The sequence below is a fragment of the Pseudomonas cyclaminis genome (assembly GCF_015163715.1).
Classification (GTDB): domain Bacteria; phylum Pseudomonadota; class Gammaproteobacteria; order Pseudomonadales; family Pseudomonadaceae; genus Aquipseudomonas; species Aquipseudomonas cyclaminis.
Genome location: NZ_JADDUM010000014.1, coordinates 1 through 13621, shown reverse-complemented (window position 1 = coordinate 13621; position 13621 = coordinate 1). Strand labels below are relative to the sequence as shown.

The 13621-nt window shown below is 59.2% G+C and carries 14 protein-coding genes and 4 pseudogenes; 6 read left to right on the top strand and 12 right to left on the bottom strand.

Going from position 1 to position 13621, the window contains the following annotated elements; translation table 11 throughout:
• Positions 1-28 precede the first annotated feature (28 nt).
• Together IQK56_RS01495 and IQK56_RS01490 are read right to left on the bottom strand one after the other, a co-directional pair.
• A complete protein-coding gene (locus tag IQK56_RS01495) occupies positions 29-229 on the bottom strand; it encodes a hypothetical protein (protein ID WP_193862231.1) in 201 nt (66 codons plus the stop codon).
• A 130-nt stretch (positions 230-359) separates the two neighbouring features.
• Entirely contained in the window at positions 360-1145 is a 786-nt protein-coding gene (locus tag IQK56_RS01490) for an MlaA family lipoprotein (protein ID WP_122305909.1), read from the bottom strand.
• Positions 1146-1309: 164 nt separating this feature from the next.
• Here IQK56_RS01490 and IQK56_RS01485 point away from each other — a divergent pair.
• Positions 1310-2019, top strand: a pseudogene (locus IQK56_RS01485) (response regulator).
• On the top strand, positions 2016-3332 hold the full coding sequence (locus IQK56_RS01480; protein WP_193862232.1) for a sensor histidine kinase: 1317 nt from the start codon (positions 2016-2018) through the stop codon (positions 3330-3332). Before IQK56_RS01485 ends, IQK56_RS01480 begins: the two are co-directional and overlap by 4 nt.
• 27 nt (positions 3333-3359) lie before the next feature.
• On the opposite strand, the gene IQK56_RS01475 is transcribed toward IQK56_RS01480, so the two are convergent.
• From IQK56_RS01475 to IQK56_RS01465, 3 genes and pseudogenes are all read right to left on the bottom strand, one after another.
• Positions 3360-5603 carry an ATP-binding protein gene (locus tag IQK56_RS01475; protein ID WP_193862233.1) on the bottom strand — a complete coding sequence of 748 codons (2244 nt, stop codon included), beginning with the start codon at positions 5601-5603 and terminating at the stop codon, positions 3360-3362.
• Positions 5600-6213: pseudogene (locus IQK56_RS01470) on the bottom strand (biliverdin-producing heme oxygenase). The gene IQK56_RS01475 and the pseudogene IQK56_RS01470 overlap by 4 nt, the downstream one beginning before the upstream one ends.
• Before the next feature lie 192 nt (positions 6214-6405).
• A complete protein-coding gene (locus IQK56_RS01465; RefSeq protein ID WP_122305914.1) occupies positions 6406-6786 on the bottom strand; it encodes a response regulator in 381 nt (126 codons plus the stop codon).
• Between the two features lie 172 nt (positions 6787-6958).
• On the opposite strand from IQK56_RS01465, the gene IQK56_RS01460 reads away from it, so the two are divergent.
• Positions 6959-7492: a demethoxyubiquinone hydroxylase family protein gene (locus IQK56_RS01460; protein ID WP_341869475.1), complete on the top strand. Its 534-nt coding sequence runs from the start codon at positions 6959-6961 to the stop codon at positions 7490-7492.
• Between the two features lie 41 nt (positions 7493-7533).
• Complete coding sequence (locus IQK56_RS01455; protein WP_150762358.1) at positions 7534-7911, top strand: c-type cytochrome; 378 nt, start codon at positions 7534-7536, stop codon at positions 7909-7911.
• Here IQK56_RS01455 and IQK56_RS01450 read toward each other — a convergent pair.
• A pseudogene (locus IQK56_RS01450) lies at positions 7912-8159 on the bottom strand (sulfatase); the annotation flags it as partial. It lies immediately after the preceding gene.
• A 55-nt stretch (positions 8160-8214) separates the two neighbouring features.
• On the opposite strand from IQK56_RS01450, the pseudogene IQK56_RS01445 reads away from it, so the two are divergent.
• Positions 8215-8570 (top strand): annotated as a pseudogene (locus IQK56_RS01445) (sensor histidine kinase); the annotation flags it as partial.
• Between the two features lie 18 nt (positions 8571-8588).
• On the opposite strand, the gene IQK56_RS01440 reads toward IQK56_RS01445, so the two are convergent.
• A complete protein-coding gene (locus IQK56_RS01440; RefSeq protein ID WP_193862234.1) occupies positions 8589-9365 on the bottom strand; it encodes a ribonuclease T2 family protein in 777 nt (258 codons plus the stop codon).
• 130 nt (positions 9366-9495) lie between these two features.
• Between IQK56_RS01440 and IQK56_RS01435 the strand changes: the two genes are divergently transcribed.
• Positions 9496-10068, top strand: a complete 573-nt coding sequence (locus IQK56_RS01435; RefSeq protein WP_150762360.1) for a hypothetical protein — start codon at positions 9496-9498, stop codon at positions 10066-10068.
• Between the two features lie 8 nt (positions 10069-10076).
• Here the strand turns inward: IQK56_RS01435 and IQK56_RS01430 are convergent, their stop codons facing one another.
• The 5 genes from IQK56_RS01430 to IQK56_RS01410 all read right to left on the bottom strand — a co-directional run bounded on the left by IQK56_RS01430 (position 10077) and on the right by IQK56_RS01410 (position 13107).
• Positions 10077-10562: a hypothetical protein gene (locus IQK56_RS01430; protein ID WP_193862235.1), complete on the bottom strand. Its 486-nt coding sequence runs from the start codon at positions 10560-10562 to the stop codon at positions 10077-10079.
• Positions 10559-10846, bottom strand: a complete 288-nt coding sequence (locus IQK56_RS01425; RefSeq protein ID WP_122305919.1) for a colicin E3-like toxin immunity protein — start codon at positions 10844-10846, stop codon at positions 10559-10561. Before IQK56_RS01425 ends, IQK56_RS01430 begins: the two co-directional genes overlap by 4 nt.
• Before the next feature lie 15 nt (positions 10847-10861).
• Positions 10862-12025, bottom strand: coding sequence for an S-type pyocin domain-containing protein (locus IQK56_RS01420; protein ID WP_193901518.1), 1164 nt, complete (start codon positions 12023-12025; stop codon positions 10862-10864).
• A 307-nt stretch (positions 12026-12332) separates the two neighbouring features.
• A complete protein-coding gene (locus IQK56_RS01415; protein ID WP_053257892.1) occupies positions 12333-12704 on the bottom strand; it encodes a PH domain-containing protein in 372 nt (123 codons plus the stop codon).
• A 73-nt stretch (positions 12705-12777) separates the two neighbouring features.
• The gene (locus IQK56_RS01410; protein WP_122305921.1) at positions 12778-13107 is read right to left on the bottom strand and encodes a hypothetical protein; all 330 of its coding nucleotides are present in this window, start codon (positions 13105-13107) and stop codon (positions 12778-12780) included.
• Between the last annotated feature and the right edge of the window lie 514 nt (positions 13108-13621).

Genomic DNA, 13621 nt, shown 5'->3' with positions numbered 1-13621 from the left:
GGCTGTGCACAGCCCTTCGTGCGACGATTTAGAGCAGGTTACCCTTGCCCAGGCTGTCCAGGCCACCGCCGCCCGTGCGGCGGCGGTTGCGCGCTGAACCGTCGGACTCCTGAGGCTCCAGTTGCGATTGACGGTCATCAATGCTGCGCTTCTTGCGTTGAAGGGCGGCGTCATCCTGCGGCGCAGCGGGGTATTGAAGTGGGGGCACTGCGGAGATAGGGCTGAGCATGGAAGTATCCTTCTATCAGTCTAGGGGGACTTCGCCCTTTAGAGCGAAGTGGCGCCAAACTTACAGAGGGCGAGGAGGGGCGAGCTATAAACGCCCTGCTGCAAGATATGACGGCCGTTGACGACCGTAGTCAGAAGTCATCAGCGGTGCCCTTTGCGCAGCCTTCGGTGGCAGGGGATGTCGCGCCTTCCTTGCCTTCCAGCACGAAGGCTGCGCGGTTTTGTGCCACCACATTACGTAACGCGCTGTAGTAATCCGGCAGTTTTTGCAGGCTGTCGGTGAGCGGCAACAATGACGCCCGGGTGTCGACCGTTCCGCCCACCAGGCTGATGGTGCCCAATGTCTGCACGGTATCGCTGTCTCCCAGCGGCGAAACCAGGAAGCTCAACACCTTGCCTGTCGCATCGCGGCTGTTGCTGGTGCCGAGCAATGGCAATTCGACAATCGGCCCGGCACCCACGCCCCATACGCCGAACGTCTGGCCAAAGTCGGCGGAGTGGCGCGGGATGCCCAGGCGGTCGGACACATCAATCAGCCCCACCACACCTACCGTGGTATTCACTGCAAAACGGCCAAGGGTGTTGACCGAACGGCGTGGGTTGCCTTGCAGTAGATCGTTGATAAATACCTTCGGCTCGCTGAAGTTGCTCGCGAAGTTATGCACACCCTGCTGGAAAAATTCCGGGAGGTAGCGGTAACCGCGAGCAACAGGCGCCAGGGCGTAGTTGTCCACCGCCCGGTTGAATGCAAACACACTACGGTTGACCCGTTCGGCTGGATCATGCACCGGGTAGTTCACCTGCGCGCAGCGGGTGGACGGCGCTTTCGTCGGGTTCGCGCAGCCCGCCAGGTAGGACACAGTCAGCAACAGTACCGCCTGGCGAGCCAGGTGGTGGGGGTAGGTCAGCGCACGCATGGGCACAGTCTCCGCAAAAGGGACGCCGATTCTGGCGCTGGTGCCTTGCGCAAAGATGTCCGGTTTATTGCGCCGTTGACGCTTTATTGCACGATTGAAATATATGACGGGCCGCGTCGAATGGTTTTAGATGACGCCTTGACCCAGCCAAGTGATGCCTGCCGGTGAGCAACCTGTTGATCGTGGACGATGACCTTGAAGTCCTCGCGCTGCTGAAGAAATTTTTCCTGCAACACGGCTACGCGGTGGAGACCGCGCCCAGTGGCGCCGAACTGTGGGCGGCCATGGAACGCCAGCCCGCCGACCTGATCATCCTCGACCTCATGCTGCCCGGCGATAACGGTCTGCTGCTGTGCCAGCGTTTGCGCCAGCAATACGCCACGCCTGTGATCATGCTCACTGCGATGGGGGAACTCAGTGACCGCGTGGTGGGCCTGGAAATGGGCGCCGACGACTACCTGAGCAAACCCTTCGATGCCCGCGAGCTGCTGGCCCGGGTACGTGCGGTGTTGCGCCGCGCAGGTGACAACCGGCTGCCCATGGCGAGGTGGCTCGCCCGTTGATCCGTTTTGCCGGCTGGCAACTGGACCTCACACGGCGCGAACTGCGCTCGCCCGATCAGGTGATGATCCCGCTGTCCTCCGGCGAATTCGACCTGCTGCTGGTGTTTGTCGAGCATCCCCAACGTGTGTTGACCCGCGAACAACTGCTGAACCTGGCCCGCGGCCACCACCATGACGCCTTCGACCGCAGCATCGACGTGCAAGTCAGTCGCCTGCGCCGCAAGCTGGAGTTCGACACCAAGCGTCCGGCCATGATCCGCACCGTGCGCAATGGTGGCTACCAGTTCACTGCCAGCGTGACCCGCTCATGAGCCGCCCACGTGACACGGTGGCGCGCTGGATCGCCCTGACGATCTTGATTGCGATGCTCACGGCGCTGGCGTTCAACGCCTTGTTTGTGCAGTTGGCGGGCGTGTGGGCGCGGCCGCCATTGACCGAAACCGGGTTGCTGGAAAAAATTGCCGTGGCAGTGCGTGTGGTCGAAGGATCGGAGCCGGCGCAGCGGCCGCACCTGGCCCAAGTGATGGGCGATGAGTCCTTCAGCGTGGCGTGGGCGCAGCGGCGGGAAACCTTCGATCTGCCGCCGCTGGACGACCCGGATTTCCATTCAGGCGAACAGGCCTTCAAACAGCTGCTCAAGGGCCCGGTGCGTCCCATGGAAGCCTACGAACCCACCGACTGGCCGGGTGGCAACGGTCACTATGTGCTGCTGATGCAACTGGCCGATCAATCCTGGCTGATGTTCAGTGCCCGTGCGCGCAGCTGGGGCCTGGACGAGGGCGCGCGCAGCCTGATCGTGGTGCTGTTGGTGTTGATCTCCACCGCACTGGTCACCCTGATCGCCACCCGTCGGCTGGCTCACCCCTTGCAACACTTTGCCCAGGGCGTGCGGCGCTTTGGTGCCGACTTTCGTGCGCCGTCCATCGAACCGGTCGGCCCTCACGAAATTCGCCATGCCATCCTCGCCTTCAACGGTATGCAGGCGCAGTTGCGGCACTTCATTTTGGACCGCACCCAGATGCTCGCGGCGATTTCCCACGACCTGCGCGCCCCTCTGACCCGCCTGCGCCTGCGTGGAGAGTTCATCGAGGACGCTGAGCAGCAGCAAAAGCTGTTTCGTGATGTCGATGAAATGCAGGCCATGATCAACACCGCGCTGGCGTTCTTTCGCGACGACGCTCGCCTGGAACAGGCTACTCAGCTGGACCTGTCGGAACTGTTGCAAACCTTGATCGACGACTACCGCGACCAGGCCATCGACCTGGCCTTTAGCGGCCCGCCACGCCTGGTGTACTTCGGCCGGCCCCTGGGCCTCAAGCGCGTGATGACCAACCTGATGGACAACGCCATTCACTATGGGCACGCGCCGGAAATCGAACTGCAACAAGGGGCGCATCAAGTGGTGATCCGCGTGCGGGATCGCGGGCCGGGGATTGCCGCCGAGCACCGCGAACAGGTGTTCCTGCCGTTTTATCGCCTGGAAAATTCACGCAACAAAAGCACCGGCGGTGTCGGGCTTGGCCTGTCTACTGCCCGCGCCATTGTGCTGGAGCACGGCGGCACTCTAACCCTGGCAGAACGCCCGGGCGGTGGGTTGGAGGTGGTGGTGGTGTTGCCGGTGTGACGACAACACCAGATCACGGTGGGAGTGTCAGGTGTGTGAGTCTCCAATCACCTTCGGCACGGTAAACCGGAACTCACTGCCACGGCCCACCTCACTCTCCGCCACGATCTTGCCGCCATGGGCCTGGACGATGCCTTGGGTGATATACAGCCCCAAGCCACTGCCGGTGGGGTTGTTTTCGGTCTGGGTCCAGTAGCGCTCGAACACATGGGGCAACTGCTCCGGCGCAATGCCTTCGCCGGAGTCACGCACCGAGAACACGATTTCTTCGCCGTTGCTCATGGCGCTGATGCCGATATTGCCTTGGCGTGGCGTGAACTTGATGGCGTTGCCGATCAGGTTCGACAGCACCTGGAACAGCCGCTCGGGGTCACCGTTGATCAACAGACCGGGCTCGGCGTTGAACGACAGGTCGATGCCTTTTTCCATCGCCAGCGGTGCGAGCAATGAGTAGGCCTCTTCGAACATCTGGCTCACATCCAGCGCCACCGGCTTGACCACATAGCGCCCGGCCTCGATTTTCGAGGTGTCGAGCAAGTCTTCCAGCAGCACATTCATGCGCCCGGCGGCTTGCTGCATGGTGTCGATGGCCGAGGAAATCCGCCGCGAAGTGTGTGGGCCGTCGGAGCTGAAGGCCTTTTGCATCATGCCGCACAGCATCGAGATGACCGTCATCGGGTTGCGCAAGTCGTGGGACACCACCGCCACCAGTTCATCGCGGGCACGCACGGCTTGTTGCTCGCGCAGCACCTGGCGGGCCAGGTCGTTTTCCAGGGCGGAGCGACGCAAATCGTTGGCGGCGAACAGGTCGCCATGGCTCCACTTGGTGGAGATGCCGGCCATTTCGACTTTCCAGATTTCAAACGAGGTACGTGGGCGAAGGCGTAGGCCAGCGTTGGAGTTTTCCAGGTCCAGCGGCTTGTTCGGGTCGCCGCTCCAGTTGATGTTCTCTTTCACTTCCGGGCGGAACCACAGCACGCCGTTGTCCACCGGTTTAGGCAGGCTCATGGCCAGGACACCGCTGGCCATTTGCTGGAACTCAGCGGCTGGCGGGTAGACCGAGGCCAGGTTATGGCTGGAAAACACTGGCTCGCCGCTCTCCTGAAGCCACTTGTGCAACGCGCGGATCTGCGCCGGTTCCGGGCAGTTGCCGTAGCGGTGCAGTTGTTTGTCTTCGATGATCGCGATGCCGCTGGACAGGGTCAGGTCCATCAGCACTTGGCCTTGCTGGGCGAGGCCATCGAACACGTTGTCCGCCGAGGCTTTCATCGCCTGATCCAGCAGCGCCAGGGCCTCGACTTTTTCCTCGCGCTGTCGGCTCAGGTCCAGGGCTTCCATGGCGCTGATTTGCAATGACAATACCTGGCCGATGGTCTGGCAGGCGGTGCGCAACTCGTTGGGTACCAGCAGCGGTTCACGGTTGCCGCAACTGATCAGGCCCCAGAGTTTGTCGCCCTTCATCAACGAGATGCTCATGGACGACAGTACGCCCATGTTCTGCATGTACTGGCAATGAATCGGCGACACACTGCGCAGGGTGGCGAAGCTCAGGTCCAACGGCTCGCCGCTGTCCGGGCGCAGCTTGGGCAGCAGTGGCACCGGCTCATAGGCCGCGTTGGGAATAATGCGCAGCCAGTTGGTGCGATACAGCTCGCGGGCCTGCTCGGGGATGTCGGACGCGGGGAAGAACAGCCCGTTGAACAGTTCCATGGACGGCGCCGACGCTTCGGCGATCACCTGGCCATGGCCTTCCTCTTCGAAACGGTAGATCAGCACACGGTCGTAGCCGGTCATGGCCTGGATTTCATTCACGCTGATTTCGTACAGCGCTTGCAGGGTTTTCGCCGCCTGCAAACGTTGCAGCATCTTGCCCAGATCACTGGTGCGACCCTTCACTGCCCGTGGCCGGAAGTTTTCCAGCAAGGGTTCGAACTCCAGCACCAGCACGCCCTGATGGCGATGCAGCAGGCCGTCGAATTTGACACCGTTGAAGGCCACGTGCAGCGGCGGCGCGTCGATAAAGTTGTTGTGCTCAACCATGTGTTGCACGGCAGCAGCGGGCTCGGCGCCCAGTAGCGTATGCAGTGGTTGGCCCAACAGGGCTTCGGGCGCATGGTTGAACAGGCTGGCGACGTTGGTACTGACCTGGATGATCTTCAGGTCGGGGTCGGACAGCGTCAGCAACACACCATGGGGCTGGATCGCCCCCGGAAAGCGGATCGGCTCGTCGGCACAGTTGGCAAGCAGTTCCTCAAAATCATCGGGTTTCATAGCAGTACCTCCTGGCTGTCGAGCCATTGCTCAAAGCAGCTGAATGTCGAACGGCCGCGTCCACTGCACGCTGTCTGGCTGACGCGTCCAATGGCTGGCAGCCCAGATAGTCGAGAAAGTCTTTCCAGCGCCGACCGGTCTCGGCGCCATACACATTGAGAAACGCACCGCCGTTGTCGGCATCCAGGTCCAGGCGTCGGGCCATTTCCCGGCGCAATACCTGACCGCCCAAGGTAGCGCCTTCCAGCACATACAAGGCGCCGAGGCAGGCAGCGGGGGTGTCGAGTGAAGGGAGATGGGGGCAGCGGGAGAGCGCGTTGATGGCGTCGTCATTCAGGCCAAGGGCATGAAGATCGTTCAACAGCGTCGGGGTTTTCACACGCAATACAGTGTCGAATCCTTCGGGGATCAACTCACAGTCATACAGCGCTGCTTCCATTGGTTCATAAAAACCGTAATACGCCTGGAGCAAGCGTCGATACCAGTCGGCATCCAGATGTTCGCTGAAAAATGGCAGGCGCTTTTCCAACGCAACATGCAGCAGGGCCGTGCCTGTGCGCAACGCTTCCAGCAATGAGGGCGCAGCAACGTCAGGGACCTGTGAATGCATTCAATAAGCTCGAACTGTGGGCCTGCCGGCCATGAATGACGTAGAAGTGGGCGATGATTCTACACACCTCATGGCCATTGCCTGTGTGTACAGGGCGAAAAGCCTGACCAGTGGATCAGAAAAGTCTCTTCTTGCTCATTAATGACCGTAGCGCGTGTCCCTAAGTTCGGTTTAAGTGATGTTGCGACGCCATCAATGCAGGCGCGAGCCTTGCTGGGTCAGCGCCGTCTGCACACACTCAAGCAGGTGTTCGGCGCTCCACGGTTTCGGCAGAAACCGTACAGAGCCCCCTAGTTGCTCTGCGATCTTGGTGTTGCCGGACGTCAGCACCACCTGCACTTCCGGCCATCTATGGGCCACCACCCGACTCAAGTCGTAGCCGTTAAGCAAACCGGGCATCTGAACATCACTGACGATCAGGTCGACCTGTTCATCATCACGTTCCAGAAAAATCATCCCTTCATCCGCCGAAGGAAACGACGTTACATGCGCCCCGAATTCCTCCAGTACATCCACCATTAACGAGCGAATGATCTCGTCGTCTTCCAGCACTAAAATCGATGGCTGAGCCATGATCCTTACTCCACCATCAGGGGTCAGTAAGGTGGAGTCGAACGCGGCGGGATAGGTTCGATTGGATATGTCCTAAACGATGGGTGGTCATTCAGAGTGTCTAGTTTGCGTATTTGGCGGGAGGTGCGGCACGATGGCTGTGCTTTGTAACCCACGCAAAAGGCTATCAACCGTGAACGCTCCCTTGACCGACCCTGACCTTGGCAACCGCATGATCAAAGTCGACCACGCCGGTGAGCATGGCGCGATTTGCATCTACAGCGGCCAACTGTTCATGGCGCGGCTGTTCAACCCGAACCTGGTCGCGGAGCTCACGGAATTCCTTGGCGACGAGCGCCGTCACCGTGCCGTGTTCAAGGCCGAGTTGCAGCGCCGAGGATATCCGCGTTGCCGCAGCTACTGGCTGTGCGGGCTCGGCGGCCTGGCGCTGGGTTTGCTCACCGGCCTCTGTGGTCGCAAAGCCATCATGACCACCACCGTGGCGGTCGAAAGCGTGGTGCTTAGACACCTGGCCCATCAGTTGCACGCCCTGTGCAACATCGACCCGCTGGCGGTGGCGGTCATTGCCTCGATTGTGGATGAGGAACAGCACCATCACGACCAGTCGGCGGCGCAGATCGACGTGAATGATCCTTGGTTCAAGATGCTGACGCCCGTGGTCACTGCATGGACCGAAGCGGTGATCTGGATGGGTATGCGTTCCTGACAAACAGGCATAATCGCCGCACTAGCCGATATGGAGTCCCTATGAAGTACCGTGCCGTGATGACCCTCGCCCTGATCTTCAGCACCCACGCAGCCCTTGCGGCCGGCGATGCCGAGGCGGGAGGCAAGCTGTTCACCAAGACCTGCGGCGGTTGCCACAGCGTCGGCGAAGGCGCGCGCGGCGGGTTTGGCCCGGAACTCAACGGCATCATCGGCAGGCCTGCCGGCACCACCACCGACTATCAGTATTCCGATGCGATGAAAAATTCCGGCGTGGTCTGGACGCGGGACAAACTCGCCGCCTATATCGAAGCGCCGAAGAAGGTAGTGAGTGGTACGCGGATGATCTTCTGGGGGATCAGTGATCAGGAGAAAATTGAAAACATCCTGGCGTACCTCGAAACGTTCCAGCCCAAATAATTACTCCCGCACATTGCGAAACAGCATCAACCGCGCACTTTCATGCACGCCAGGTCGTGTTGGGTCGGCGAGCTGCCGTCGTGTTGCATCTGCAGCAGGAAGTCCTGGGTCACACCGCCAATGATTGGGAAGGTGCCTTCGCGCAGTACCAACGGCACCACGCGCTCGCTTTCCGGCGCCGATTGCTGGATATCACGGCCCATGGTGCCATTGCGAAACGGCACGCCAGCCAGCAGGTCGGCCAGGCCCCGACGCCAGCGCAAACACCAGCCGCAACGCCGCCAGCAAGGCAAACACCAACCCGATTGCGCCCACGAACTGCGCACGCCATTGGCGATCCTGCGCATTCACGCGCAGAACGCACAAAGTGCTGAAACCCCGGAGCAACACCGCGAGGCCCTGGAGTTCCTGGTCAACGGCGTCGATCCCGCCACGCGCATCGGTAGCCAATTGCTGACCAGGGCCCGGGGATTGATGAGGCGCACATGGGGCGCCTGTTCGAACGCTTCTACAGCAGAGGCAACGCCAATGGCGTCGGGCTGGGATTGGCGATTGTGCAGATGATCGTCGGCAAGATCGACTGTCGGTTGGCGTTGCATAACCTGGCGTCGGGCGGGTTGCGCGCGCGGTTGGTGTTCAACCAAGCCGTGCGTGAATAACCCGCAGAAGGGGCCTCGTCATTTGCCCGCGGGGATAAAGGTCTGCTGGTCTTTACAAGGAATGCCGATTTGCAACGCTGCGTCCCCGTCATAGGCGGCGCCGTCGGGCGAGACGCTGTAGAACACCTCATGCAAGTACTGTTTCTCGTCTTTTACAAAACACCGATAGGACGCATTGGCAGGGAACGCGCTGGTAAGTTCTTCAAACATCACGCTGGCGCCCACCCACGCGGCAAACTTTGCCTGGTCATATTGAACCACCGGCCTGAGCCTTACGATGTCATTGAAATAGGCCAGCGGCGCTTTGCCTGAACACGTACCGTGTTTCTTCCATTCGTGTTTAAACATGCCCTCCGGATTAACCGTGACCAGCTCCGCGATGGCCGGCTCATGGGCAATCTGCTCCAGGTTGCCAGGGCTGATCTCGCACTCTTTACCTTGCTCACAGCCTGGCGCCGTATTGCAGAAGGCTGGGTGGCGATTGGTTTTTTCCGGCGTGCTGCGGTTGTATGGCCATATCCCATGGGTGAGGAATTTTTCCGGTGGCGCTTCGCAGCCGGCGGTCTCGGGTTTCAATACACAGAAACTCGGCTGCCAGGTAACTGAGTAGATCCAGTATTGGAAGCCCGCGTCGCTGGGGGTGATTTCTTCATTGTTATCCAATGCCCAAACAGCACCCGAGACGATCAAGGCGATGCAGTAGAGCAGGCGACAGGCGGCTCTCATGGTCTGGACTCCCTCCTTGGCAATTTCTACAGGCTGGGCTTGAAGACATGGTCCACCGGGATTGCGCACAGATCTACTGTCAGAGTTAACAGGTCATTGCACTAAACACCCTGCTATCAATCTTGCGGCAGGCGGAACATTCCGTGTAAACACGGGTCCAGTCATCACACTTAACTCACACCGATAAGGACATCTTCCTGTGAAGCGAATTGCGCTGCTATCCCTCACCTTGGTCCTGTGCGCCTGCCAATCCAACCAACGCGACTCCTCGCCGACCCTGCTTAAAGACGGCATCCAGTTTCGCCAGAAAACCGTAACCGTCGACGCCGAACACGCCAAAGTCATCATGAAAGCCGTGGGCGGCAACAACCCCGTCAAATTCGCCATCAGCCGCGAAGGCGACCCCGACCAGCGCCCGGAAATCCTCGGCACCGTGGTGTACAACGGCGAAGGCCAAGTCTTCAACTGGATCGCCAAAACTGTCCAAACAGTAACCAGCGCCGGGTTCCGGCGTTTTCCACAGCTGGAAACCCAGGCGGACCCAGGCAAAAAGCTCACTGTATTCAGTAGCGCGGGAAGCATTGGCAATGGGGATTTCTACAGTTGCGTGCCGCCGCAGAGCACGTTCATTCCGGAGAAGGCGAAGGTGTATTTGGTGGAGTTTCAGTTCACGCCAAGTCGCTCGGCGTGCATGCAGCAGGTGTTTGATATTACGGACCCGGCGAATCGGGTGTTGATTGGTGGGGCGGGGGGTGAGACGAAGGCGGGTTAAGCGGTTATTCAGCGGTGGGCATAGCCCACCGCTTGCGTGACGACCACCCCGTTGAAGGTGTGGGTGCAGCAGTCGCAATAAGGTTTCATGTTTTCAGGTGTCAGTTGTGGTTCTACCTTTTGCAGCAGACCTGCCTCGTCGACGTATAGGCCGCTGTAGTAGCTGTTTTCATCCGTTCTCACGTAATCCTGTTTCTCGCTTTCATGTAGCGCAACCACCCAGAACACCGGATTCGGCCGATCCAGGCGTGCGTTGGCTTCGCTGAAAACCGCGCGCCATGGCTGACCGACCTTGGACAGCAGGAAGCGGAACAGCGGCGTGTAATCTAAACCGTGGCGTTGATGGCTGTGCATTGAACCTCGGGTGGCGAGCGTGTCTTTTTCGGTCTTGGTATTCCGTTCGTACCGGTAAGCGCCACCACTGCCGTGGCGCACGCCATGGGTTCGGGTGTTGACGGAGCGGTAGAGGAGGGGCTTTTTCGCTGTGGCTCTCATGACGCTTCCTTGGGTTGTTTTGGAGGTGGCGGCCAGGCGCCTTGGTAGCGGAAGGAGATTTGGTAGTCGAGATTGGCGGGTTCAATCACGTGCTGAAAGTGCGGCTGAATGATCGGTATCCAGCTAGGCAGCAGATTGAAAACGTCGGCATATATCGCGGTTTCTTCGGCTAGATCTAACGCTTCAAAAACACTGTCTGCATCATCGACGTCGGCTGAATACTCATCCGCTTTCAAGTCATTGCTGTGCTTTTCGTACCAGCGCAATCGGATTTTCATAACCATTATTTGAATTCCTGTTTATCTGTAAATTCGGCGTTCTGGTTTCGCAGGTCCTCGGCGTTCAGCTGTATATGGGTCAAATGCGCCGAGGTGTTCCAAGTCACTGTTTCGATAAACTTCCAGCTCGCCTTTCTTGGCATCCCATTCGAATAATTTCCGGCCTTTTGCATCTATCCAGCGCTCGCGTAAGCCACTCCCGCCTTTCCTTGGTGTTACAGGCCTTTGGGGGATCAAGCCAGGAAAGCCCGTTATGTCTTCTGTTCGGGGGGCCGGAAAGTAATCATGGTCCGGATTCCTCAGCCCCTTCCGCGGCTCACTCACCACCACATACAGCGGCCGAACCCCAGACGCCACGGGGAACACCAGAATAAAATCCCGATACTGCGGCGGGTAAATCGGGTTCACCAGAATCTGCGCCGCCTTATCCGTAGGCGGGTAAATCCAGATAACCGGCGCCTGCGGCGCAGCCTGCAACGCCGGAATCCCCAGCGTGTCACTTGGGTCAACGGCGGGCGTCCAGATCAGCTCAACACCCTCACCCAAATCCGCTACGAACTGATCGCTGCGTGTTTGGAACTGCACCACTTCAATCATCTGCCAGGCGGGGTTGTCCCCGGTGTAAAAACCATAGCCCTTGAGCGTACCGTCTTCCCGCTGCTCGATATGCAAACGCATCTGCGAACGCGCCTGCTGCATCGAGCGTAATTGCTCCTCGCTATACAGCGCGCTATCACCCAGCTCCGCTGGCCACACCAGCGCTACCAACCCGCCTAACAAAGGCGCGGCCACAGAACCGATTGCGGTAGCGGCCGACTCCACCACCGCCGTACGCAACGCCAGCTGCCCCACGCCAACGGGCAAGGCGCTGCCGCTGATCTTGCGCAGGGCAACAGCGCCCCGGCGGTCCACTTCACGGCCGCCCAGCAGTGTGAAGTTGCCGTACTCCTTGATCAGCTCCAGAGGAACGTAACCGGTAGGGTCTGCGTAATGGGTGTGGCCGTCAGGCAGTTTGCAGGGCTTCACAAAAACGCAGCCCGGCGGTTTGGCGGGTGCAGGGGACGCAGCAGGGCCTGGTTCGAATAAATCAATCAACGGTGAATAGGCGGCACGCTTTGGCTGCGGCGTCAGGATGCGCTGCTCGCGTAGTTGCTCCTCGGTGGGAGGGTAAAAGCGTTCTGACATGAGGGGCTCACTTCCTTGTGCGAGGGAGTGAGGCTACGGGGAGGGATCAGGGGGATGGAATTGGCATTGTTCGATGGTGGTTGTGGGAAAAGTAAGCGTGTTTGAAGCGACCGAGACAGCAGGTATTTAAGGTGCTTCATGAGCGTGCGCCAGAAATATCGTCTCGTGCTGTTTCATGTTGGACCTAGGTAGGAATGTTCCAATTTTTTGCGGTCTTCTCTATATCAGCGGGACGTTTGCTACGTTCCAGGGCAAGTCGAATCGTCGCACCGCCCCTCCCACATTTTGATCGGTGTATATCCGCTGATCAGCTCAGCAGATGCTTGGAGATAATCCGCGAAATCTCAACAATCGACGTCTTCCCTGTAAATTCAAACTTCACTTTCCCCAGCGACGAAAAGTAAATCTCCAGCTCCGAATCCAGGTCAAACGTGCCCGACGTTTCTACCGAGTACGCGACGATGTTTTTGTACGGCAGTGAGGTGAAGTCTTTCTTGCTGCCGGTAATGCCCTGCACGTTTACGGCGATGATGCGTTTGGTGGTGAAGACCACGCCGTCGCGCATGGCTTTATAGGCGTCGATGACTTCTTCGCCGTCCAGCAGCAGGGCCGAGACGCGTTCGGCGTATTCGTTGTTTTGCTTGAGCTTGAAGAAGCCTTTGTTGTTGAAGTCGATCATTTGACGGTCCTTGTGGTGAGTCAGTTAGAGCGCGTTATCGTTGACGTCCATCGGGGCAAGCCCCCCACGTGCGTCATTGGATGGCTTTTAGGTAGTCCATGAGTGCGTCAAGCGGTGGGTTCAGTTCCTCCAGCGTGCGGGCTTGCCGCACCTCACCCGCCAACCGCTGCAACTCCCGCCCCAACACCGTATCCGCGCCGCCAAGTGCGGCCAGTGCCTGGTCAACACACGCACGCAACTTGAGCTGGATCGTCGGCAAGTCTCCCTGGCGCACAAGCAACCCAAACACCTCCCGCTCATACCCATCCATCACCAGGTCGTCGCGCAAAAGCGGGCTGCCGTCATCGGTTTCATGCACCAGTTTCAGTGCAAACAGCGCGACCGCTTCCAGCGTCAGTTCCATGGTCTTGGGTTCTCGTGGCTTTTGGGGGAGGGCGATGATCACTGTTCTGGGCGTGAAAAAAAAGACCTGCCGGCTTGGATGCAGGCGGATTGATATTAGTTGGCCGTATCCCAACCCACCGTACCGAACCTATTCAACTGGAACGGCAGCGGCGCCAACGTTCCGAATGCCACTCCTGTGGGCTACACCAAAATCTTCAACCCGCAGGTCTATGGCATCCACGATGGGAACAACAAAGCGCTGGCCCCCCAGGAAGGCACCGGTTATGAGGTGGGGGGTCAAGGGCAGTTTCAAAGACGACAAAGTCAATGCCAGCTCGGCGTTGTTCAAGATCGATCAGGACAACCTGCCGGTCTACCAGCGTGCCCCGTGACTTCATGACGAGCTTCAAATACACCTTCTGACGTAAGGGGCGTTCTATATATAGAGGGATTTGCAGGTCTACATGCCATTTGATAGAAAAACCAAATTAAGGGTTGACGCCAGATTCTGGAAGCCTATAATTCGCCCCACT

What these genes read in the sequence shown, in the direction of transcription:
- IQK56_RS01495 (WP_193862231.1), bottom strand. Translation starts at nt 229, where the DNA reads ATGCTCAGCCCTATCTCCGCAGTGCCCCCACTTCAATACCCCGCTGCG.
- IQK56_RS01490 (WP_122305909.1), bottom strand. Translation starts at nt 1,145, where the DNA reads ATGCGTGCGCTGACCTACCCCCACCACCTGGCTCGCCAGGCGGTACTG.
- IQK56_RS01480 (WP_193862232.1), top strand. Translation starts at nt 2,016, where the DNA reads ATGAGCCGCCCACGTGACACGGTGGCGCGCTGGATCGCCCTGACGATC.
- IQK56_RS01475 (WP_193862233.1), bottom strand. Translation starts at nt 5,603, where the DNA reads ATGAAACCCGATGATTTTGAGGAACTGCTTGCCAACTGTGCCGACGAG.
- IQK56_RS01465 (WP_122305914.1), bottom strand. Translation starts at nt 6,786, where the DNA reads ATGGCTCAGCCATCGATTTTAGTGCTGGAAGACGACGAGATCATTCGC.
- IQK56_RS01455 (WP_150762358.1), top strand. Translation starts at nt 7,534, where the DNA reads ATGAAGTACCGTGCCGTGATGACCCTCGCCCTGATCTTCAGCACCCAC.
- IQK56_RS01430 (WP_193862235.1), bottom strand. Translation starts at nt 10,562, where the DNA reads ATGAGAGCCACAGCGAAAAAGCCCCTCCTCTACCGCTCCGTCAACACC.
- IQK56_RS01425 (WP_122305919.1), bottom strand. Translation starts at nt 10,846, where the DNA reads ATGGTTATGAAAATCCGATTGCGCTGGTACGAAAAGCACAGCAATGAC.
- IQK56_RS01420 (WP_193901518.1), bottom strand. Translation starts at nt 12,025, where the DNA reads ATGTCAGAACGCTTTTACCCTCCCACCGAGGAGCAACTACGCGAGCAG.
- IQK56_RS01415 (WP_053257892.1), bottom strand. Translation starts at nt 12,704, where the DNA reads ATGATCGACTTCAACAACAAAGGCTTCTTCAAGCTCAAGCAAAACAAC.
- IQK56_RS01410 (WP_122305921.1), bottom strand. Translation starts at nt 13,107, where the DNA reads ATGGAACTGACGCTGGAAGCGGTCGCGCTGTTTGCACTGAAACTGGTG.